Origin of the sequence: Brevibacillus sp. HB1.2 (genome assembly GCF_013332495.1) — a bacterium.
Lineage (GTDB): Bacteria > Bacillota > Bacilli > Brevibacillales > Brevibacillaceae > Brevibacillus > Brevibacillus porteri.
Genome location: NZ_JABMIU010000005.1, coordinates 351,571 through 376,269, shown reverse-complemented (window position 1 = coordinate 376,269; position 24,699 = coordinate 351,571). Strand labels below are relative to the sequence as shown.

Sequence of the window (24,699 nt, the reverse complement as noted above, 5' to 3'; positions counted from 1 at the left end):
AGACTAGCCCATGCAAATTGGCCACTCAAAAAATCAAGCTCCTTGGGGTACGCTCACTTTCCAACGCGACAAATCTGGTGCTTCCTTTAGGATGCTTGACGGCGGAAAAATAAACACCCATGGCTTGCTGGTATTTGCATTTACAGTCAAGCCGTCCAGTTCAAATAAGCCTTCTGCCACTTTATCTCCACTGGCATCAAACAGCGCCAACGGCAATTTTTCCAGGGAAAGGGTCTGCTGCGCAGAACCATTGCGTATCAGAAGCATGACATGAATATCGCCTTCTGACGAACGCCCAAGCTGTACACTCTGGATATTGACCTCTCCCTCTTTTAATGTAGGAAGATTCTTGGCTAACTGAATCAAGTAAGTTTTCTGTTCTTCAGATAGCGCCTTAATCCAGGATTCCTCTAGCTCCAATTGGTGTGGCAGAACCATTTTCTTCTCGGCCAATTCAAAAGCAATTTTCCAATTTGCCAAAAGAACATCCACTTTCAGGAAGTGTTCTCTATCAAATACAAACGACCACGGTCTTGCGGAACGTGGTGGAATTTCCCCGATCTCGCTCAGATCAAATGTCTGGCGGGTAAACAACTCCTGATCACCGAACAGTACCACCAGTGTCGTCTCATTCAGCTGCACAGGTTCATCAGAACTGTTCCGGATGAACGCTGTCACTTCAATCCCTTCATCATGCGGAACAAGAGCAGTCCCTGCCAGAGAGATATTTCCCGCCTGCAATGGAGTCAGTTCTTGAGCCATAAAGGAGAGCGAATACTTCTCCTGTTGACTAAGCTTATCTTCCCATGATTCATGCAAGGAGAGCGTTGTGATGACGCCAGAAGATGCATCCTGTACCTGGCTTTCTTCTTGATGTGACTGTGCGGTATCAGAAGCGGACAAGATCGATTCCTCCTGAACCTGCTCTTGTACCTCTTTCGCTGTTGGTTTATTCCCCATTAAATTCTTCAAGAAGGATAACATATCGTCGCTCCCAACTTTTCTCTACATCTATATACAGTTTGCATTCGTCATCCACTATAGCATAGTGACATCCTTTTGCAACATAGAAAACTTGGCATTACAAACAGCAAATATACGGCTTGTGCAACCATAGAACAGAGCCATTCGTAATAGTAGTTATGTTAGGATACCCGTATGAAGCAGATGGTGTCAAGGAATGGAAGAGTCCGGTTATGTATTTCATTTCCATAATGAGATAAAGTTTACATCGTTGTTTGTAATTGATAAAATATAGGAGTCTAAACAAATAACTTGGGGAATTTCTTTTTGCCAGCTGAATCGTTCAGTTGGCTCTTTTTTTGTATGGTTGGAAAAAATAGAAAACCAGGGCTTTTGCCCTGATTTTTCCGCTTCATTTTTATTTCGTTATTTCACTATACAAGTAAGGCTCTTATATTTTTTTTGTACTCTTCTACGCCTGGTTGATCAAATGGGTTTACGCCTAACAAATAGCCACTCACAGCACAAGCCTTTTCAAAAAAGAAAATCAATTCACCGAAAGTATACTCATTCATTTCATCCAGTTCGATACTGAGATTTGGTACTCCTCCATCGACATGGGCGAGGACCACTCCTTGGAAGGATATACGATTCAAATCGTGAAATGTTTTTCCCGCCAAGTAGTTTAACCCATCTATATTCGCAGGGTCAGATTCAATGAATAGATGCTCTTGCTGATTACTTACAAATAGTACGGTCTCGATTAAATCCCGTCTCCCATCTTGTATGTATTGCCCTATAGAATGTAAGTCAGTAGAAAATTGAACAGAGGCAGGAAATAGAGCTTTATGCTCTTTCCCTTCGCTTTCACCAAACAGTTGTTTCCACCACTCTGATAAATATTGTAGGGATGGTTCATAACTGACCAACAATTCAATGGTCTTACCCTTTCGATACAATACATTCCGGACGGCTGCATATTGATAGCTCTCATTACTCCATAAATCCGGATTGTCATAGTGATGAGAGGCTGCTCTTGCCCCTTCCATCATTCGTTCTATATTAAGCCCAGCAACAGCCATTGGCAAAAGCCCTACTGCCGTCAAAACAGAATACCTGCCGCCCACATCATCAGGGATCACAAAGGTTTCATAGCCTTCTTCTTCTACAAGCTTTTTAAGCGCTCCTCTGGATTTATCTGTCGTCACGTAAATGCGCTCTCTCGCACCTTCTTTTCCGTATTTCTTCTCTATGAAATCCTTAAAGACTCGAAATGCTAGCGCCGTTTCTAACGTGGTTCCCGATTTTGAGATGACATTAATAGATATATCTTTTCCGTCTAGTACATCAAGAAGATGAGTAAGGTATCTGGTACTCATATTATGGCCTGCAAAATATACCTCTGTTGAACCAGATAACTGATTGTAAAAGGAGTGAGTTAATGCCTCAATGGCGGCACGTGCTCCTAGATACGATCCCCCGATTCCAATGACGATAAACGCCTGGGAATCCCTTCTAATGCGTTCTGCTGCCCTTTGGATTCGTTCAAATTCGGCTTGATCATAGTTGTTTGGCAAGTCAACCCAACCTAGGTATTCAGAACCCGGTCCCATCTTTTCATGAAGGAAATCATGTGCTTCCTTTACGAGTTCACTCAGATTGTCTACTTCTTTTTTATCGATAAATGATAGCGCATTTGAAAAATTGAAAGATAGTCCCATTTATAAAACCTCCAAGCTATCGTCTCTGATCTCTAAATTCTTATCTCTTGTTTATGTATCGGCTATTTGTGCGATAATCTGGAAGAACTATGCCCAAAAATTGAATAAGCAAATGGAACAAAAAGACTTTTCACTTCAAGTACGAAAAAGTGAAAAGCCTTTAACTAGATCTACCCTAGTGAAATTTCATCGACACGTCTCAAAACTTGTGCCTTTATTTGATCCATTCGTTGAATTGATTCTGCTTGACTTTGCCCTTTTATAGAAAAATAAATCTTAAGCTTGGGTTCCGTTCCCGATGGTCGTAAGCAGAACCAAGATCCATCCTCAAGCCAATACTGCAAAACGTTCTCTTTCGGCAAAGATAAGGTGGTCTCTATACCGCTTTTTGTATCGAGAGCAATCTGTTTTGCATAATCACGGCTTTCCACGATTGGACTTTCAGCAATGGTAACAGGGGAATTTGTCCGCCAATCGTTCATGATTGCCTGAATACGCTCCAAACCATCGATTCCTTTCAATGTGCGAGATTCTAACCCTTCCTGATAGAAACCATGTTCGGCATAGAGATCGTTTAGCACATCGATCAAGCTCTTCCCTTGCTTCTTATAGAAGGCGCCCATTTCGCATATCAGCATAGTAGACATGACAGCGTCTTTATCTCGGACAAACGAATCCGCTAAATATCCATAGCTTTCCTCGTAGCCGAAAACAAACTGGCGCCCTCCCTGCTCCTCAAACAGACGAATTTGTTCAGCTATATATTTAAATCCCGTTAACGTGAGAATCGTATCTATACCATATTTGCGTGCTACAGCACTTCCCAACTCACTGGTGACAATTGTAGTGAATACTGTATCGCCAGATGAAAGGGTTCCCTTTTGGGCTTTGACAGACAACAAATACTCTACCAAAAGTGCCCCTGTTTGATTTCCTGTCAGGAAAACATATTCTCCAGTTTTGTCGCGGGCAGCTATTCCCACCCGGTCACAGTCAGGATCAGTGGCAACAACGATATCTGCTTTCTTTTCCTGAGCGAGCGACAACGCCATCTGAAACGCTTCTTTCTCCTCAGGATTTGGTGATTTTACCGTACTGAAGTTTGGATCTGGAACATCTTGGTCCTGTACGATATGAACTTGAGTAAAGCCGATTCTTTTCAGAGTTTCCGGCACTAGCATTCGTCCAGCCCCATGGAGTGGAGTATATACAATAGAAAAAGAAGTACTCATGTCCCGAACTACATCGGAATTAAGCGATACCTTTTCCAATCGTTCTATGTATACTTGGTCCAATTCATTACCAATAATCTGCAAAAATCCAGATTTCTCTGCCTCCTCGCGAGATATATAGTGAATTCCTTCAAATGTAGAGAGCTTATTCACTTCAGCGATGATTTGGGCAGCGATGTCTGACGCAATCTGTCCCCCGTCTTCCCAGTACAATTTGTATCCGTTATATTCGGGTGGATTATGGCTAGCTGTAATTACAATTCCCGCTTGTGCTTTTAGGTAACGAACAGCAAACGAAAGCTCAGGTGTCGGACGAAGTTGGTCAAATAAATAAACGCGAATGCCATTTGCAACCAACGTGCACGCCGTCTCTTCCGCCAAGAACGCTGACTGATGACGGGAGTCGTACGCGATAACGACACCTTTTTTCTTTGCATCCGCGCCAACTTTTGAGATATAGTCGGCTAATCCTTGAGTTGCACGTCGAACAGTATATCGATTGATACGGTTCGTGCCAGCTCCTAAGACCCCTCGCATTCCCCCAGTACCAAACTCCAAATATTTAAAAAAACGGTCTTCTATATCTTTAGGAGAATCTGTAATGGAGAGAAGCTCCGTTTTCGTTTGTTCGTCTATCCCTTGATGTTCTCGCCATTCCTGGTAAACCTCAAATTCGTTCATTCCGCTCCCCCGTTGTAACCGTCCGGATTATTTTGATGCCACACCCATGCGGATTGAATCATGGTTTTCAAATCGCTGTTTTTAGGAGTCCAGCCCAATTTGCCCATAATCTCATCTACTCTGGCGACCAGCATTGCTGGATCTCCCATTCGCCGCTCTGTTTCCAAAACTCGGATGTCACGCTCTGTGACACTGCGTGCTGTTTCGATGACTTCTCGAACGGAATATCCTTGACCGGTACCGACATTGATGGCTCTCGAAGGTTGTCCATCTTCCATGGCCTGGAGAGCCAGCACATGTGCTTCTGCAAGATCGAGAACATGAATGTAATCACGGATGCACGTTCCGTCTGGTGTATCGTAATCTGTACCGAATATTTGAATCGCAGGACGTTTTCCTAAAGCAGCCTGCAAGACCAATGGAATCAGGTGCGTCTCAGGGAAATGATCCTCGCCGATGCTTCCATCCAAGGCCGCTCCTGCCGCATTGAAATATCGCAAAGCCATCCATTGCAAGCCATATGCCTGTTCCAGCCAATACATAGCCTGCTCTATCATAAGCTTGGACAAACCATATGGGTTTATGGGCTGAGTCGGTGCATGCTCAGGGATTGGAACATCATTTGGCATGCCATAAACAGCCGCAGTAGACGAGAATACGACCCGCTTCACGTCATTGCGGATGAGCGTTGAGAGAAGCTGGGTCGTTTTGGCTGTATTCTCTTGAAAGTACAAATCCGGTTTCGCGACGGATTCGCCAACCAGGCTGCGTGCGGCGAAGTGGATGACTGAGCCTATGTCGTGCTTCTTTACAATGTCGGTTACTAGTTGAGAATTTGCAATATCTCCTTGATAAAACGGTACCGTGGATGGAACCGCACCTCGGTGACCAGTAACCAAACTATCAAGTATGACCACTTGATATCCCTTTTCCAGCAACAGTTTTACTGTGTGACTTCCTATGTATCCAGCACCGCCTGTGACAAGTACGTTCATCGTTTGCCTCCGTTATCTAAAATGCATGAACTAATAAGCATTTTTATTTATTAAACCATTCCATACAGTTTTGAAAATAATTCGAATGTCCAGAAGCAATGTCCAGTTTTCGATATAGAAAATATCGTGATTAATTCTTTCTTCAATTGATGTATCTCCACGAAGTCCATGCGCTTGGGCCCACCCGGTAATACCTGGTTGTACATGATGTTTGATCATATATTTAGGGATCTCTTCTTTAAATTGATCTACAAAATATGGTCTTTCGGGTCGCGGGCCAACAACACTCATGTCTCCCTTTAATACATTAAAAAATTGAGGGAGTTCGTCCAGGCTGGTTCTTCTTAATATAGATCCAAAAATAGTTTTCCGTGAATCAGTAGCCGTAGTCCATTGAGTATCTGATTCTACTTTGGTTAGCTGGTTCATAGTACGAAACTTATACATTGTGAAAATTCGTCTATTCAGTCCAACCCTCTCTTGTTTAAAGATAATTGGGCCTTGGGAAGTGAATTTAATCACAATTGCAATTATGATCATAATTGGTAATGTAAGCAAAATGGCAATTACTGAAAACGAAATATCGAATACCCTTTTTATAACCTGATTGCCAAGCTCATCTAAAGGTACATCTCGAATATTTATTAATGGAATATCCCCAAAATGATCAAAAGAGGGTCGGGAGGGTAGGAAATCAAAAAAGTCAGGAATTATAAAAGCCCTTACACCAGCCTTTTCACAAGTGGCAATGATTTTCCCAAATTTCTCATGTGCCTGTAAAGGAAGTGCCAGAATTACCTCATCAACGATATTTTGTTCCAAAAGATCTCCCAAAACATCTAACGACCCAAGAATGGGTTTATAATGCGTATATTCTTTTTCATGTTCTGACTGATAATCATCTAAAAAACCTATTATTTCATATCCGAGTTCTGTGTGTAGATTGACATTCTGATAGTATCTTTTTCCGACTGACCCAGCCCCCAAAATTAAAATGTATTGCTTGTTATAACCCCTTTTTCTAATAACCTTCAATAGGTTTTTTACAATGAAACGATAAATTCCTAAAGAGAACAGATTACCCGATACAAATATCAGAAGGAAACCACGAGAAATATTCATTTCTTTCATAAAAAACAAAATGCTTAAAAAAGTTAACAGGCTAAGCACTTGTATTTGAAAGATTTTATAAACTTCGTAAGAAAAACTTTTCTTTCTTTTTGGAGAATAAAAGCCGAGGAGAAAACCAAATAGATAGGAAATAAACCCCAAAATAACAAACCATACGAAATAATATTGGAATGGAAGATGCTCAGCATTTATATCGAAAACTTCAAATTTTAACCACCAAGAGATGAAAAAGACGACCATTGTCACAATCATATCAGTGAATGCATAGATTTGTGACAAATATCTACTTGTACCCCTAATCATGGTAACCTCCGGACGCATGTACCCAATTTACTATTTCGGAAATACATAGCATTTTTGAGCTACTACTAATTCCATATTTTTGTGATGAATTTTAACAACCAAATAATTTGAAAAACGGTTATAATTTTATAACCGTTTTTTATCTATCAAGTTAGAAAAGGCAATAAATGAAGTAAATAAGCAATACCAGTGCCTAATATCTCCCCTGATTATTTTAATCCATTATCTATATTATTTTACAAACATCTTTTCAAAAAATCTATTAATTATTTTATTTGTTATACTCCTGTTTTTATTTTTATAGAATTATTTCTTTCTGTTATCAGCTTGTTTAAATATTTCAAGAAACCTTCTCCCATGTCTTCTCTCATCAAAGCATATTCAACAGTTGCTTGCACAAAACCAAGCTTATCCCCTACATCATATCTTTTTCCTTCAAACTCATACGCAATAATCCCATTATAATACGCTAAATCTCTGAGAGCATCAGTTAGCTGAATTTCTCCTCCGGCTCCCGGTTTCGTCTGTGCCAAATAATCAAATATTTGCGGTTGTAGAATATACCGTCCCATAACCGCTATATTAGATGGTGGGTTTACCTTTGGCTTCTCTATAAGATCAAGAACTTCAATCTGTTTACCTTTTTCTTTCCCTGGATATACAACGCCGTATTTTCCAGTTTCCTGAAAATCAACTCTTTGTACACCAATAATTGATTTTTGTTCTTGTTCATATACTTGAATCATCTGTTTTAAACATGGGGTCTCGCTTTGAACAATATCATCTCCTAACAAAACCGCAAACGGCTCATTTCCAATGAACTTCCTAGCACAATAGACAGCATGGCCCAATCCTAATGGTTCCTTTTGTCTTATGTAATGAATATCGACCATATTAGATATTTCCTCAATGATTTCAAGCAAATTATTTTTCCTTTGCTCATTCAAACTGACTTCCAGTTCAACCGAGCGGTCAAAATGGTCTTCAATTGCACGCTTATTGCGTCCAGTAACGATGATAATATCTTCAATTCCAGATGCAATTGCTTCCTCGACAATAAACTGAATAGTAGGTTTGTCTACAATCGGCAACATTTCTTTTGGTTGTGCCTTGGTTGCTGGCAAAAAACGTGTTCCTAGACCTGCAGCAGGAATAATCGCTTTTTTAATCATGATCCACCTCTATGATTCATATATAGATTCTAATTGTCTGATAAAATCTCCATAATGATAGTTTGTTTGAAAGGTCAACATGGACGCTTCCGAAATCCGATTTGCAATAGCAGTGTCCGTCAGTATTCCAAGTGATTTCTCTGCAAACTGAACATCATCACGTGCTAGAAAGCCGTCTATTCCATCAGAAATAATATCTCTATGAGCAGTAATATCACTGGCTACTACTGGCGTTCCCAAAGCGAAAGCCTCCAACATCGTAAACGGAAGGCCTTCCCAGCGAGATGTTTGAAGCATAATGGACGCCGAACTTATATATTCCATCACTTTGCCGTGGGGAAGCCATCCTGTAAACTCTACCTGAGCCCCGATATTTCGACTAAGCGACACACATTCTTCTCTTAGTTTACCATCACCTATCCAAAATGCCTCAATATCTGGTTGATTTTCACGGATTTTTCTTATTGTTCTAATGAAAAGTTGAGGATTTTTTTGTTCATCCATTCTTCCAACCGCTACAATGCGTTTTCTGCAACGCTGAGCTGTTGGTGTAGAAGGTAATTGAATGGAGTTCCTTACCAGATACTTCCTCCTAAATGGATTGAAATAACGAGAGAATTGATATTCACTTTTGGAACAGGCTATAAATGATCCTGGAAAGTAACTCAAAACTGCTTCAGCTAAGAAATAAATAGCGCGCTTGCTGATATTTTCAGAGTTCATTAAAAAACTAAAGCCATGGGGCGTATAGAACACTTTACGTTTAGAAATTCCCACCGAAGCAATCCTTCCTAAAAAACCTGCTTTCGATGAGTGTAAATGGACAATATCTGGAGTCCTGCGTTTCATCCATTTATAAATATCGCAAATGCTCCTCCAGTCATTTATCAGGTTTATCTTGTTTGTCATGGGGAGGTAAACGAGATTTACATGTTCAGGAAATAGCTTGTCTAATTTTTTGGGTGTGACATCCCGGGTAGCATAAAGAATCGTATGATGAAACCTGGTATTACTCAAATCTCTGGTGACTTGCAATAAATACTGGAGCACCCCACCTCCCATACTTTCCACAATATGAAGTACATGTTTCACCTACTTCCCCCCTCACCGCTAACTGGATTGCCTTCGCGCTATACTAGCTAAAATGATTTCCAGCCTCCTAGTGCTATCCGCTGTTATTTCATCTATCAAATAAATATTTCTTGAGGAAACACCCTTTTTAAGAAGTTGCTGAACATACGCAGCATCCGTACAGACATAAACAGCGGTATCCATATGCCCTGCCCAATCAGCGAAAAAATCACTAGTGTCTACAAAAAATAGAATATTATTTACCAAATGGTTTGAGACTATATGCTGATCATGAATATAAACATCGAATACAATTATTTCACCCTTGTCTTCTTGATAGTTACGGTGAACTGCATGCCCAAAAGAAAGTAATCTATCACAGAACCTTTGAAGCTTTTCACTATCAGAAGTACATTGAATCATTAATTTGCTTATCGTTTCATATTCGATTCTTCCGTATCTACTACAAGTATCAAAGAGCGTAGCTGAAATCGCACAGACAACCGAAGGAAATTGCGAAACTTCTGCTATAAAAAAAACAGTAAGAGCCATATTTCTCATTACATGATAAGATGGTTCATCGAAAGTTACATAAATCCAATCATACTGAACGCGGTTCTTTTGTTCAAACAGACGATCTGTATTAGAAACAAGAACAATAACTTTGTCCCAGTCTTCAATCTCTTGCTGTAGAACGGTATTGAAATCAAAGACTGCAACTGATCTCTTATTTGCACTTGCTGAAGAGCTATTTGTGGACCATTTTTTTAATCCTCTTCTTAATTCATTTTCCAAATCCGTGCCACTCAGTTGAATAAAAATTGATACCTCTTTTTTAAGAAATAAGCGTCTCTCTTTTACTCTTTCAAGAGTTTGTCTGGCTTTTTCAGCAATTTTTAGTTCTTTTGCTTTCGCGGATAGACTATCACTATGTACTCTGTATTGATAATAAGAAGCAGGCTGGCCTAAATGAGTAAAGGAAAAGAACTCATTTCCTCTAATCCAATAGTCATAATCTTCAACACCAATCGAATCATTATAATTTCCAATTACAGACATAAACCTTTTATACAAAAAACTGGGACCAATAAAGTTGTCATGTACACGGGACAACAAAAAATCATCATCAGGTAGTTCAATTATACTGGAATCTATGGCGCTTTGGTTTTGGATCCGGAAGGATGATTGTGTATAATGCTGACCATGTTCATCAATTATTCGATAATCCGCATACACAAAAGTTTTCTCATGATTTTTTTCCAGAGTATATACTAATTGCTCTATATTAGTTTTCCCCATGATATTATCCGCCGATGTCCAGGAAAGAAATTCCCCTTGTGCAACGGAAAAGCCAGTGTTCAGTGCAATTGGTAAGCCAGCATGTTCTTGCCGTATATACCTTACTCTTTTATCATTTAAAAACTTTCTAAGTTGGTCTAAAAGATGCTCATCCGAACCATCATCGACGATAATTAGCTCAAAATTTTTATAAGTTTGATTCAGTACACTTTCAACTGCAAGGGATAAATATTCACTATGGTTGTATACAGGAAGAATAATGCTAACTAGCTCTTTTTGATTCTTTATTCCCGGAAATTTCACCTGTTCTTGGTTTATCTGAGGTTTTTTTTCGGGTAAAAAATTGACAACTTTCTTCATTGCTATCTTCATATCCTCTTTCGCCTTAGAAGGCAAGAGAGAAAAGGCGTGGCGCAAGAAACGATTTGTCGAGATATACAATAGTACCTTTTTGATTATTTTTCGGTTCATCGTTAGCCTTCCTGACTCTAAAATGTATAAAGCAGGAGAATTGCCTCTCTACGATAGAGAGGCAATTCATTTTCCACATACGATTATAATATTACTGAACGATACTGCGATACTGAAGTTATGGTTGATTCAGATACCTTTTCATATTCTTTTACAATTTGCAGTAAGTCGTAGTTTTCCAACACTTTTTCTTTCCCTTTCTTGCCTCTCTCTCTCCAAACGTCCTTTTCAGCGTACATGCGAAGGATCGCCTCTTTGAGCTCTTGAAAATTCTGTGTTGTTCCATTGAGTGTATAACTGTACAGAGTTTGATCATTTAATACAGCTACATCTCCATAGGCGTTTGGAATAATGATTCCAATATCTTCATTTTCCACTACATGTTTTGCTCCCCCAACATCTGTGAGTAATAGAGGTAGCTCAGCAAACATAGCCTCCGTCTTAGATATACTCCACCCTTCAATAATGGAAGGCATTAAAAAGACATCTGCTATTTTGAAGAGATCTTGGTTGTTGGCTACAAACCCAGTAAAAATAACGTTATTCTCTAGACCAAACTTTTCAATGCTCTCTTTACATTTTTGATAATAAGAATGGTCAAGTATATTGCCGCACATTAATACTTTGATATTGGGATGTTGTTTTACAACCTCGTTCATGACATGAATGGTTAAAAGTTGCGCCTTCCGACCATCGATAGAAGCCAGGTTCAATAATACATAATCATCTTCAGCTAAACCAAAATTGCTTCGGAAACTTATTTGTGGCTGCATAAATTTTTGTGTTAACCACTCAACACTTATTCCATTCGGTATAACTTTAATTTTATGAGCAGGTAAATTAACTCGTTTTACAGAATAATCCTTTACTTCTTGCGATACAGCAATATAAGAAGTAATATACGGATCTTGGTTTGCCAACAATGAAACATCTTCATTGGTAAACCAAACGTAAGAGTTGTGGAGAAAATGAATAACCGGAATATTTCTTGACCAGCACAATCTTGCTCCAAAAGTAGAGTAATGTTGATGAACAAGATGAATATTATGCTGCTGCAAGATATCTAAATACTCCACTTCTTTATTAGCCTCTGAAAGGATGATCACTGGATAGCCGAGTTCTTTACACCTGTCGGCTACTAATCCCCCCGTGTGGATGCAAGCTATAATCGGGTTATACTTTTCTTTGTCAATAGTTGTAATGACATTAAAAATAACCTCTTCTAACCCGCCTTTATCCAAGCTTAGGGCCTCTATCAGCAAATTAATTCGAGTCGGCTGATATAGACGTGCGGGTTCTTCAATTACACCGATTGCTTGTTTCTCGGCTTCTCTAGTATTTCGATAAAACAAAACATTATTAGCGAGTGATTCAAGCTTCTCGGCTTTATTTTCGGCTAGGAACCAATGTAAATATTTATCGACCAGACGTAAATCTATTTCTGTGCAAAGCAGCAGGTCCAATTCAGCCCCAATATTCTCTCCACGGGAATCCCATATCACATAAGGCAAGTTCCAATTCGATAATGATGTTCTGGTGAGAATTGGTTTGCCGGCATGCAGCAAAGCCTCTAGCGCCAGCTTTTTGTAAACTCTATCTCCTTCCAAAACAGGAAGAATAAACAGATCCATTCCCGAAAGATAGTAGTACTGCAAATCAGAAGGTTTATTACCTAATAAGTATACATTTGGCAAGTCGCCCAATTCTGCCTTGAAATCATAATCACTTTCTCCCTCCATACCTATGATAACAATATCGTACGAAGGACGTAATAGAGCTACATGCTTGATATACTCCACGTCAAAATGATTTTTTCTTAATGGTCCGAAATAGCCGAGTATCTTTTCGCCTGTCCCATTATAGTCCCAGAGATAATATTTGTTGTCACGAGCTTTTCTCATTATTGACGTTTTATCCAAGGATTCCTCTACAATAAAGATACGCTCGCATTCCGGACCTACACTTCCTTCATTACCTGTTTGCAATGTCCAATCCACAGATTCCTGTTCACCATTGAAACTAATAACAAAGGTTTGGTCAGGATATGTTTGTTTAACCCACTCTAAAGCACCCGTTTGTTTATCATAGGATTCATCCAGAAAAACCAAAGCTTTCCGAGCCACTTTTTCATTATGAGACGCAAGCTCGTGAATATTAATCTTTTGGATGGGCAGTGGAAATTTTTGTAGCAAGTCAGCTTCCGCAACCAAATTCACATGGGTTTTGTTTTCATAGTATCCCCTTACAAGTTGCTGGGTGCCCAAGTGTAACTCCTTCCCTGCCAGAAAAAATACGTCAAATGGTACCTTATAATATTCCGTCCGTTGTTTGTGGTATTGTATCAACTTCGGTACATTATCATTGATGTGACTTTTGCCGAATTTTTCACTCAAGGAATTAGAGTGAACTCGATAATAATAGAGAGACTCTTCATGATCGTATCTCTTAACGGTAAATAATTCATTAATCCGCAGCCAATAATCATAGTCTTCAGTTCCAACCAAGCATGGATCGTACTCACCGATTATCTTGGCTACATGGCTTCTGTACATAAAGGAGGCGCCAACAAAATTATCTTCTATAAGACCCAATGTTTCTACAGATTTAGGTAGGCTCATCAGGTTAGAACCTTTCGGGATCTGATTGTGATATCTATGATCGGTTCCAATAAGCGGGTCCCCGTTCTCATCGATTAACTCATAATTTGCGTATACAAGGTCAACATCAGGATTTACCCTCATAAACATCACTAGCTTTTCGATCATCTCGGGTTTACAAATATTATCAGCCGACGTCCACGTGAGTAAATCCCCTGTTGCTTGAAAAAAAGCGTTGGTTAAAGCACGTGGAAGCTTTTGATTTCGTTGCGTCAGGATTTTGATTTTAGGGTGATTTACATATCTATCTAAAACTTTTTCTATCCCGTCAGTTGATCCGTCATTCAAAATAATCAATTCAATGTTGGGGTAAGTTTGCTCTAAGACACTTTTAATAGACTTATCAAGCATATCCGCATGATTATATACAGGAAGAATTACACTGACTTTTTCGTGTGAATAACTCTGAAAATATGCCTGTTTTTGTTCACGGTTGTTAGTTAAAAGGTTCAACGACGGCAAGACAACAGAGGCAGCTATCTCATTATGTGCCGAAAGCTGATTTGACTCCCCGCTCTTAGGTACAATTAGTTTTTTCTCTGGATAAACCGTGTAGTACAACCTAGACAAATGTGGCTTTAGTTTCTGCTTCGTTTCAGGAGATACCTTTTGTTTACCGTACTCAAAACCAGTCTTCAGTGCGCGCTTCACTAACTTTTTGCTCATTTTAACAGACTTTATCAGGATAGACTTATTACTCTCAAGTAACATGATTGTTTTATTTCTTTCATCCAATAGTGAAAGTAACCGCTCTTGCTCAGTTTTCCTCCATGCGTTTTCCGCGACTACATTTTCAAACCTTACGATAAGATCGTCCAACCTTTTTTCAGCTAATAGCGTGTCTTCATGTAATTTTCCGTTTAAAATTTCGATTTCTTTTTGAAGTAAGAGTAGCTGCTTCTCCTGGTTCGTCTTTTCCGTCACTAAATCATAAAGCCTACTTTCATGGTCACTTTGAACTTCAATTAGCCTATTTTCCATCTCGCTTCTTGATTCTTCGAACTTAGTCCATGAATCATCTAATTTAACCCGTGATTCTTCTAATTTATCCCGTGATTCTTCTAATTTAGTTCGTAATTCCCTTAGTTCGGTGTTTACGAGGTTATTACGTTGTTGCAATTCATTATTTTCGGTTTCTAAACGTTGATTTTCTTTATTTTTGTCTTCTAACAATAACAGCAACCTATCCTGTTCCGATTTTCTCCAAGTAAGCTCTTCTTTGAAATGGGACATTTGTTCTTCTTGTTTTAACTGTGTTGAACGAAATATCTCATTCTCTAAAAAACGATGCCTAGTTCTCTCCATCTCCAAGAGTTTTCTCATTTTTTGGGCCTCTTTCACATTCCATTCAAAAGCCCTTTGCCAATGAGAGAGTCCATACGTCATTAAGGACACCAATTTTTTCCCAAACGCGTCCTTTCGAATAAACAGTTCATTATCATTATGAAGGCGGAATACATTAGAATTAGAATAGCTACTGGCCGCTCTCTCGGATTGAATATCGCTAATTTCTTTACTTAGAAGCTCTATTAAAGACGGGAGTATGTGTGACACTTCTTCATTAGCATAGATATGCATGATCTTTGAATATAGGGATGCTGACCCGTATTCAAATCCATAGTGCATGTAGTTAATAATATAAATCCAAAAAGCAATGACATCATTTTCTTGCATGTCATCAGAAAAAGGTACTGCATCTTGCAAATCAATCCAAACCGCTACTTTCTCTGTGGTATAGATCGCATTGAACGGAAATGGATCTCCATGACAGAGTTCATTTTTATGAAGATGATTCAAACCTTTTGCCAGATCCAGTATCACAGTGTACATATCTTTAGCAGTTATTTGGTTGAACTGATCTTCTGTTCCCTTTAGCCAAGCTGGGGTCATATTCATATCAGCTAGGGGGGTACCCTTTAAAATAGGGACTCGAATAGAGCAAGTACACGCATCCTCAATCGTTAATACGTTATTATGTTTTTGTTCTTTTAATTTTTTAAACAAATGAATTTTCTCTGCTGGATCGAATGGAGTAAAGGCACCTAATACATGATCCGCACTTCTTTGTTTATTCGATATACTTATCCATAATGAATCTTCTGCAGTTAAAGCGTAACTGTTGATAGTTCCAAGTTTAACTGGCTCCCATAATTCGGGGAGCGTTTTTAAAATACATTGATCGCCGCAATATTGAATAGCTATGTCGTCACGTGTAATGAATCGATTCTCTTGCAAAATTTCCTGTCTCGCAATCTTAAACATTTCTATCCCCCAATCCCGTCTATATTTCAATTCGATAAAGATTTCTTATAAACCCGTTTGCTCCTACAGTAAAGCAGATAGGAGTGACTGTATTTACTTTCGCTACATCAACGAACCATCTTGGAAAATTATATCCATCCGGATAGTAGTTTATAGGTTCATTCTCAGGTCCTTCAAAATATATTATGCGATTCGAGTGTTTGCAAAATTGGTGTAGAATCTCAATAATTTCTGCATCTTCTTTCTTACCAATTCCTGTTTTGGCATACCCGTTAAAAAAGTGGTGAACAACATTAAATAATAGGATGATGTCATATCGATCGCTAGTGTTTTTTATATAGTCTTCAATATCTGCTTCTATAAAGCGAGCATCAGTATTATAAATCGTATTGTTTTTTTGTGCTGTATCGAGACAAGGTTCAGCATAAAAGCCCTGTACATTGGGAGCAGCGTTATTATCAATACCTACGACTGTATGCCCCAAAGCCGATAAAGTATGAGAGAAAAAACCGATATTGCAACCCACGTCCAATATTTTCTGTTGTTTTAACCCTAGAACTTCCAAATCGTGGATAATCGCCAATAGTCTATCGAAACATACTCTTTCCCAATTCGATTCCTTGTTACTGATCAGCGACAATATCTGTGTATAATTCCCCTGTTTAAGTAGCTTTATATGTAAATCATCAAAGAATAGCGGTTGATACGTCTTCATCGGTGGAGTGACATCTCCTTGTAAGAGATAGTTCCTGGTATACTTACAAGTCCAGGTATAAATGTCTGTCCATAGTTCAAAACAACCCGAAAGACAATTCCATTATAAACCTTGTCACTATAGGAGCCTTGAACAGGTATTCGCAATCCAAATGCTATATTATAGGTCCCTGGGGATAGAGCCATGACGTGATCGAATTCGATTCGGACAGTCGTTCCTTTTTTTTGTGGCGGTAAAGAAATCCCCTTGAAAAATGAGTTCAGAGCGTAAATTTCGATCCCTTCCTGATTACGAACTACGATTCCAAATTCACTTTCCATGTCACACTCTTCTTCAAAGTGGATATAAGCAACAACTTTACATGGTTCACCATGTCTTACCGTATCGATCTCGTTTCCTTCCTCATCGACAATATACGCATCAATATATTTGGCTACTCCATCTCCAAAACGCTGGGTTACTCTTTTCTCAAAAGGAGGCTGCATCGTCGATTGGATATCCATTTCGTCTAATTTCGGTCTAGTTGCAACTGTATCATAATTACTGTTTGCTAAAGAAACCTTTGAGTACATGTCAGCCGACCTCATGGAATCTCCTTCAAATAAGAGCTCACCTTCCTGAATGAGAATACATTTGTCGCATAATGCTTTAACTGTTTCCATAGAATGACTGACAAATAAGAGTGTCACACCTTTTTTCTTCAATTCATTTAACTTGTCAAAGCACTTTGCTTGGAAAAACATGTCTCCTACACTCAATGCTTCATCAACAATGAGTATTTCAGCATCGATATTTACTGCGACTGAAAAAGCTAAACGTACAAACATTCCACTTGAGTAGTTCTTGACTGGTTGATCGATGAATTCGCCTATATCAGCAAAAGATAGAATTTCATCTAACTTTCCATCCATCTCTTCTTTCTTTATACCATATATGGAACCATACAAGTAGATATTCTCACGACCGGTAAAATCAGGATTAAAACCCGATCCCAACTCTAATAAAGCAGCTACTCTCCCCTTAACCCATACATCTCCAGAAGTAGGACTAAGCGTACCCGCAATTATTTGTAATAATGTACTTTTTCCCGAACCATTTCTTCCAATAATTCCAACAGTCGTCCCTTGCGCAACCTGAAAAGAGATATCACGCAATGCCCAAAACTCTTTATAATATTTTTTCTTCTTTCCAAATACAATTTGTTTAAGTCGGTCTGAAGGTTTATCATACATGTGGTAGCACTTAGAAATCTCTTTCACATGAATTGCTATATTAGATGACATCGGCAAAACCTCTCCTTGTAACCATGAACCACGCATAACAAGCAATCAAAAAAACAAAACCACCGGCAATCCAACCTGTTAATACTAATAAATCAGGCATAACCCCATTGAAAACAGTATCTCGAAATACCGATATCAGATATGTAAGCGGGTTTAGGTTCATGTAATATTGAAATTCTTTAGGCACTGCAGTTACTGGATAGAAGACAGGAGTTAAGAAAAACAGCATATTTACAACAATTCCAACGCTCTGCGCTACGTCTCGTATATAAACCCCAAGTGAAGCCAGTAAATAAGAGATACCTAAACTGAACATAATTAACGGCAGTAAAACAATAGGCACCATAAAAATAGTTGGCGATATATAATCGAGAAGAATGTACTGACCGATCACAAAGATCGTAAACGATATAAGAAAATTCGTAAGTACTGAAAACAAAACTGAAACTGGTAAAACTTCTAAAGGAAAAATGACTTTCTTCACGTAATTACTATTATTAATAATCAGCGAAGGTGAGCGATTTGCCAGTTCACTGAATATATTAAAAACAATTAGCCCCGAAAATAACATCATAGCAAACTCAGATGTTGACTGCCCGCCGTTAGTACCCCATTTGGCTTTAAAAACAACAGAAAAAACAAAAGTATAAATAGTGAGGAGAAATAAAGGGTGAATAAAGGTCCATAGGATTCCCAGATAAGAATCCTTATACTTCGCCTGAATCTCACGTACAGCCAAATTTTTTATTAATAGTCTTTGCGACCAACAAGTTTTTGCAAAAATAACCGGGTTCAGAAATCTCATGAAGGATATGGAATCTGAGTTATATCTATTTTGCAAAGTAAAACTCATCACCTTTCACATAGTTTTGCATCTTTTCACTTAATAAGTGTAACTATCAACAAAAAACAGTAAGCCAATGGATAGTCATTATTATACCTTGTCTTAACCAATCGCTCTCTTGTTATGACAGAGCGATTATACCATGTTACCTTTCTAGCTTCACTGCAGCCCCAGTTAAATACAATATTTACAATTTGGAATATGAATCAAGCAGGCCTTAAGGCTGCTGCACTACAATCCCCCGATACTCCACAACCCTCTGCGCAAAATCAGCTCGTTGCGTCATCAACGCCTTGGTAATAGTAGCAGCTTTTTCGTTTTGTCTCGTGGCTTCATATACTACAACTAGTAGTGCTTGCGCATCAACTGTGAATTGGGGATCACTTACCGTCTTCAGTATTTCAATACCCTGTGGATAATGACCGAGTATCATATAAGACTGTCCTATAAAAAAATACGTACTGTTCGCCAATTCAAGAGGCCGCTTATCAGGAATATCTTTCATCTTAAATTTCTTGATTTTCGTTAAATAGCTCTCATAATAACTTAACGACTTTTTAGCTAACATCAACGCTTTTTCGTTGTCATTTAACTTAGCAAAATCAGCTGCTAGCTGTGATTCCAAGGTAATAATACGCTCAATATATTCGACATTGAACGGATCACGTTCCACCGCAGATTCATAGTACTGAATGGCTTTCTCCCAGTCATTTAGAGTCACATATACATTCCCCACGTAAAATAATACTTTGGCATTTTGAGGCTCCAGTGCTTCTGCTACGCGTAACCTTTCAATCGATTTTAATTTCCACTCCTCGTTCCCTTCATTTCTAAACTTAGTAGCATAAACATTGGCCAAATTTAATTGATAATCTGTTTGATAAGGATTGAGGGCCACTGTCTTTTCAAGAATAGATTCAGCCTCATCAACCAATATCTCACCTTGTGTATCAGCTACAGTATCTTGAGCTAAATAGAATCTTAACGAATAAAAACCAAACACAAGAACAAATGCAGCCGTAAATGACAAGATCAATCTAACAACCACTTTACTAGAAAAATTATTAGATGATTGTTCGCTTGAGAAAGAAACAACCGATGGAACTCCTATAGCAAGCAACCAAAAAGCAACAAACCATACAGTCCCATAAGAAAAGTCAAAATCTATGAAACCATGCATGAATATCATTGCTAAGGCTGGAAGCACAGCGATTGTTAGTACCTGCTCTTCTTTTTCATTTTCTTTATAAATCCGTTGAGCAACTTGGTAAACCAAGAATGCAAACACCAACAAAAAGATGATTAATCCTAACCAACCGGTACTTAACAAGACTTCCAGATAACCATTGTGAATCTCATTATTGAAGTACGGCAGCTCTTGATGCTTAGAATAGAGAATCTTCCATCCCTCACCACCAACTCCTAATAGAGGTGCCTCACTACTGAGCTTGAATGCATCCTGATATACATTCGTTCTCCCCAACAAGCTGGCAGTTTCCCTATTAATATCCGATACCCGTTCCTGTAAACTGCTTGGCAATTGCTGATATACCAGTCCACTGTTCTTTATATCTAATACCAATAATACTCCTATAATAATGACGGCACCTGGCAAAAGGAACCTTGCAAACTTTTTATCTCCAAAGCTAGTGAAAAACGATTTTCTATCCAATACTGCTCTGATTAATAAAATCAACATTAGCACCACAAAAGTAGAAACAAAGAAAGAAAGCATGCCCGGATTAACTGAGCCTTGCCCCGCCTGCATAGTAATTTGTCGAAATACAATGAATGAAGCAGCACCTGAAAGGGCTGAGTATATTATGTATGTAATCTGTTCCTTGCCTTTCAGTAACAAAAGTCCGATAAACCATGCCAACGGAAAAACAAGTAGAGATCCACGAGAGTAAGAATGTAATAAGCCTACACCGTATGCGACCAAAGGTAAGCTATACAGTATAGTAGACCAGATAGGGAGGTTCTTCTTCGTCAAAACTACCAGTGCATAAAGCCAGAAAGCACATATAACCGTGGCGAAAGTATTGGCATATTGGAAAGTGCCAGTTAAACGTTCAGCAAGCATAAGGTCCTTGAATTCAACCCATCCCCACATACCAAAAATGGCAAAGAAGGAAATCCATATCCCAGACAATTGAAACACTATCGAAAATACTTGCTCTAGTTTCTTTGATTCGTCTGCTTGTTTTGTCCAAACTAACATGACAAACATGGAAGAATAGGCTAACCATCGAAAGATGTTGTCAAACGCTCCACTTGGTGTCGCTGCATTAGTCAATGATAATAGATACGTCAATGGTATTAAAAACACAACTAAATATGGCAGCATAGCCTGCTGTGGCTTCTTAATAAAAATCCTAACTGCATTCACTATAAAAAGCACTGCCAGAATTACTTCTATTAAATAAAAATCTGTATCAAAAAATAATCCCCGTAGATACGGAGTATAAATAAATAGTACATAAAGAACACATACGCTTATTAGACTTAATACACGTCCCATTACAACCTCCGAACTAAAAATGATCGAGTCAAAATAATTTCTATTCTTCTACCTGAAAGTAATCAACGAGTACTTTGTGAAAAGACATATTCATTTTATCACACCCATTTCCTAATTGACACGATTTGACACGACCATAAAATAAACAGATATCTAGCTATTTGGACCTAACTTTATTACCTAGTAAAAAAAAGAGGCAAAACTGCAAGTAGACCGGTACAAAAAGTCCTTGCAATTTAAACCTCGTTGAAATCAATTACTTTTTAGATTCAAGCTCTTTAACAACATTAGCTACTTCAACTTTGGTGTTTAATCCTTCAGGAGCAAGTTCCAGATACTTTTTCATATTTGTTACCGCTTCTTGTTTTTTGTTTAATTGCATATATCCAAAGCCGATAAAACGGTACGCTTCAAAATACTTAGGGTCACTTGTAATCTCCGACAAGACTTTTATCGATTCTTCAAATTTATTTTGAACAAAGTAAATTTGCCCTAGTTTAAATTTAAGATCTGCAAAATCAGGCTTTACTTGAAGGCCTTTGTTAGCAGTGAGAAGCGCATTGTCAAAATCCTGATTATACATTTGAATGGCTACAATATTGTTGTAGCCTTCGATCAAGTCTGGGGACTTTGCAACCGCATTTTGGTAGTTAGCATGAGCTTTATTGAGATCATTTTGTTTACGATAAATATTCCCTAAGTAGTATTCGTAAATTCCATTTGCGGCATCCAATTTAATACATTCCTCAAGAATTGATTTTGCCTCATCTATTTTCCCGGCGTTGTAAAGAGATAGAGCAGCCTCGTACTTTTCTTTTGCTGGATTAGGAGTTTCTGTTTTGTTTTCTTCAGCTATAGGTTGCTTAGGTGCTTTAGCTTCATTTGAGCATCCAGTAATTACTGCAAATGACAATACTAAGACAGTTGCTAATTGAATGTACTTTATAAACATTAGTTCCTCCATATTCTAGAAAATACTTGGTTTCCATTCTATATTAGCACAATCCACAAAATTAGTAATTGAAAACAAAAAAAGAGCCTATTACTAGGCTCTTTTTAGTTGCTCATTAGTTAGCAGTGATTGGTGTTGTGTTAACTTTGAGCGTGTTGCCTTGAATATCTTTAGTGTTCAGATCAGACTTGTAAGTAGCTACAGTTACAGTTTGGGAAGTGTTGTACTGTGGCAAAGTCAAAGTTACTTTCTTAGCATCGCCATCAACAGAGCCGATGTAAGTTGCACCTACTACAGTTCCGTTTACTTTTACAACAAAGTCATCCAAATGAGCAGCATCATCTGCAACAACAACATCTTCACTGAAAGTCAGAACCAAGGAAGTAGAAGACTCTTTCTTAGCAGAAACGAGTGTTGGGTCTACGTTGTCAGTAAAACCGTCAACTACAAGACTTTTACTTGCTGCATTCAATTTGCTTCCATCTACTGCCACTACGCTGTCATTGATTCCAAGTACAGCTTTACCGGTAGAAGCAATTGTTTCATCTTGCAATTCAATTACAACTTCCTCTTTGGAGCCATTGAAGTAAGCAGCATTTGCCTTAATTGGAGCACCGTTCAATTGGTAGCTCGATGCATTAGAAGCTGCTGCAGTCATCTCTTTACCAAATTTGATGGTAATTTTATTGTTTGAAACAGAAACTTTATTACCAGTAGTCAAGTCAATTTCGCCTTGTGCCGAAGTGGACTTAACAATGCTTACGGAAGCAGCAGCATTAGGGTTTTGGCTAAGGTCTTTAACAGCACCTGTACCGAAATCAATTGTGTAAGTACCAGCGTTGATCGCGCCGTCAGTTTTAACATCGTTAGATGCTACTTCAAGAATTGTTTTCTTGCCAGAAGCATCCGTTACTACTTGAGCAGAAGTAACAGTTTTTCTTACACCATCTTTGTCTTTCAAAACAATCTTAGCTGTATCTACAGCGCCCGTAGCATCGCTCAACTCTTCAGAGAATTGTACATGGAATACTTCATTTGGTGCACCTGTAGTACCCTTGTCAACCACTTTGCTGAAACGGTTAACGATTGTAGGAGCAGCACCATCTTTAGACAGAGTCACAGAAGTTGTGAACTCGTTACCAAACATGTTGTTGTTCGTAGCTTTATAACCGCCAACTGTTACGGACAGGTTAGTAGTGGTTTCATTATCACCATATACTTTTACTTGACCGTTGTCGGTTACTGTTACATAGTACTCATCATCAGAAGTACCAACTACAGGTTGGATGTCTGCATTCACAGCATATCCGTTTTTCTTAACAGAAATTGTAGTTGGTTTAGTAACTTCTTTATCGAATACTACTTTGAATTTGTACTCACCAGCAGCTTCTACTTTGCTTACGGATGGAGCAGCAGCATCAACAGTAACATCGAATGTTTTTGTCAGGTATGGAGCGTTGTTTGGTGTAGAATTGAGATCCGTTACGTTAGCAAATGCAATAGTATGTTGACCTGCAGTCAAGCCTTTAGCAGCATCTTTAAGTGTAAATTCTTTTGCTGGAAGTACTGGATCTGGAGTAGCAGTCACAGCAATGTTATCTACTGTGATCAATCCAATAGTCTTTACATATTCGTCAAAGGTAACAACTACGTCACTACCTTTAACTTGTACAGACTTAACAACTGGAGCAGCAGTATCTACGAAGGAGAATGTTTTTGTCTCATCCTTCTCCAAACCACTCAGGTTTTTGTTCAATACTGTCTTTTTAACAGTAAGAGATACATAATCTCCAGTGTTGATGTTATCACCCAAAGTAATAACAGCTTTAGTCTTATCAGTGCTATCAACTTTTACAGTGAATGCGGAACGTGTTGTGTTGTTTACTTTCAGTTCATAGTTGGACGCATCTTCAGCAGTTACTGTATCCAACTCGTCATCGAAGTCAACAACGATTTCTTTTGCGTTCAGAGCATCTACAGCTTCAACTTTCAGTTCGCCCGCAGGACCTGGAACTGCATCTTTGCGAGGGTCGTAAGTTGCACCGTTAGAACCATCGAGGTTAGATTTCGTATAAACGCCTTCGAAATCAGTCTCTTTCAGGTCTCTCTTAACTTTGCTGAACTCACCGTTCATGATTTCGCGGAGGCTTGCACCTTTACCGTCGAAGTCAACGTAGATCAGTTTGTCGAAAGCAGTTACTTTCATGTCAGCTGCAAATTTTGTTTTACCTGCATCTGTCAGGTTGAACAGGTCACGCAATTCATAGTATCTGTCTACATCTCCACCCAAATAAACACCAGATTTTGGTGCTGCAAAAGCGGAAGAAGCCATGCTAGCAACTACTGTAGCAGAAAGGATGGAAAGAGCTACTTTTTTATTCACGTACTACCCCTCCGTAAGTTTGATAGGAAGTCTCTATTTTTTG

General features: G+C 38.7%; 15 protein-coding genes. All 15 read right to left on the bottom strand.

Annotation, left to right across the window (positions count from 1 at the left end; all coding sequences use genetic code 11):
* Window positions 1–33: 33 nt before the first annotated feature.
* Window positions 34–984, bottom strand: a complete 951-nt coding sequence (locus tag HPY28_RS15560; RefSeq protein WP_173623354.1) for an accessory Sec system S-layer assembly protein — start codon at window positions 982–984, stop codon at window positions 34–36.
* Window positions 985–1,397: 413 nt separating this feature from the next.
* Window positions 1,398–2,684, bottom strand: a complete 1,287-nt coding sequence (locus tag HPY28_RS15555; protein ID WP_174225191.1) for a glucose-6-phosphate isomerase — start codon at window positions 2,682–2,684, stop codon at window positions 1,398–1,400.
* Between the two features lie 170 nt (window positions 2,685–2,854).
* Window positions 2,855–4,597 (bottom strand): phospho-sugar mutase, encoded by a 1,743-nt coding sequence (locus HPY28_RS15550; RefSeq protein WP_174230875.1) that lies wholly within the window; start codon window positions 4,595–4,597, stop codon window positions 2,855–2,857.
* Complete coding sequence (gene galE / locus HPY28_RS15545) at window positions 4,594–5,592, bottom strand: UDP-glucose 4-epimerase GalE (protein ID WP_174230874.1); 999 nt, start codon at window positions 5,590–5,592, stop codon at window positions 4,594–4,596. Before galE ends, HPY28_RS15550 begins: the two co-directional genes overlap by 4 nt.
* Before the next feature lie 30 nt (window positions 5,593–5,622).
* Window positions 5,623–7,026 (bottom strand): undecaprenyl-phosphate glucose phosphotransferase, encoded by a 1,404-nt coding sequence (locus HPY28_RS15540; RefSeq protein WP_174225194.1) that lies wholly within the window; start codon window positions 7,024–7,026, stop codon window positions 5,623–5,625.
* A gap of 278 nt (window positions 7,027–7,304) precedes the next feature.
* Complete coding sequence (gene galU / locus HPY28_RS15535; RefSeq protein ID WP_217437970.1) at window positions 7,305–8,198, bottom strand: UTP--glucose-1-phosphate uridylyltransferase GalU; 894 nt, start codon at window positions 8,196–8,198, stop codon at window positions 7,305–7,307.
* Between the two features lie 9 nt (window positions 8,199–8,207).
* Window positions 8,208–9,290 carry a glycosyltransferase gene (locus HPY28_RS15530; protein WP_174230873.1) on the bottom strand — a complete coding sequence of 361 codons (1,083 nt, stop codon included), beginning with the start codon at window positions 9,288–9,290 and terminating at the stop codon, window positions 8,208–8,210.
* A gap of 18 nt (window positions 9,291–9,308) precedes the next feature.
* A complete protein-coding gene (locus HPY28_RS15525; RefSeq protein WP_174230872.1) occupies window positions 9,309–11,039 on the bottom strand; it encodes a glycosyltransferase family 2 protein in 1,731 nt (576 codons plus the stop codon).
* Between the two features lie 83 nt (window positions 11,040–11,122).
* The gene (locus HPY28_RS15520; protein ID WP_174230871.1) at window positions 11,123–15,958 is read right to left on the bottom strand and encodes a glycosyltransferase; all 4,836 of its coding nucleotides are present in this window, start codon (window positions 15,956–15,958) and stop codon (window positions 11,123–11,125) included.
* A gap of 19 nt (window positions 15,959–15,977) precedes the next feature.
* Window positions 15,978–16,673 (bottom strand): class I SAM-dependent methyltransferase, encoded by a 696-nt coding sequence (locus HPY28_RS15515; RefSeq protein WP_174225198.1) that lies wholly within the window; start codon window positions 16,671–16,673, stop codon window positions 15,978–15,980.
* Complete coding sequence (locus HPY28_RS15510) at window positions 16,670–17,956, bottom strand: ABC transporter ATP-binding protein (RefSeq protein ID WP_174225199.1); 1,287 nt, start codon at window positions 17,954–17,956, stop codon at window positions 16,670–16,672. The genes HPY28_RS15515 and HPY28_RS15510 overlap by 4 nt, the downstream gene beginning before the upstream one ends.
* Window positions 17,946–18,809, bottom strand: coding sequence for an ABC transporter permease (locus HPY28_RS15505; RefSeq protein WP_174230870.1), 864 nt, complete (start codon window positions 18,807–18,809; stop codon window positions 17,946–17,948). Before HPY28_RS15505 ends, HPY28_RS15510 begins: the two co-directional genes overlap by 11 nt.
* 208 nt (window positions 18,810–19,017) lie before the next feature.
* Window positions 19,018–21,321, bottom strand: a complete 2,304-nt coding sequence (locus tag HPY28_RS15500; RefSeq protein ID WP_174230869.1) for an O-antigen ligase family protein — start codon at window positions 21,319–21,321, stop codon at window positions 19,018–19,020.
* 256 nt (window positions 21,322–21,577) lie between these two features.
* Entirely contained in the window at window positions 21,578–22,273 is a 696-nt protein-coding gene (locus HPY28_RS15495) for a tetratricopeptide repeat protein (protein WP_174230868.1), read from the bottom strand.
* Window positions 22,274–22,388: 115 nt separating this feature from the next.
* Window positions 22,389–24,656, bottom strand: a complete 2,268-nt coding sequence (locus HPY28_RS30920) for a SwmB domain-containing protein (protein ID WP_174230867.1) — start codon at window positions 24,654–24,656, stop codon at window positions 22,389–22,391.
* Between the last annotated feature and the right edge of the window lie 43 nt (window positions 24,657–24,699).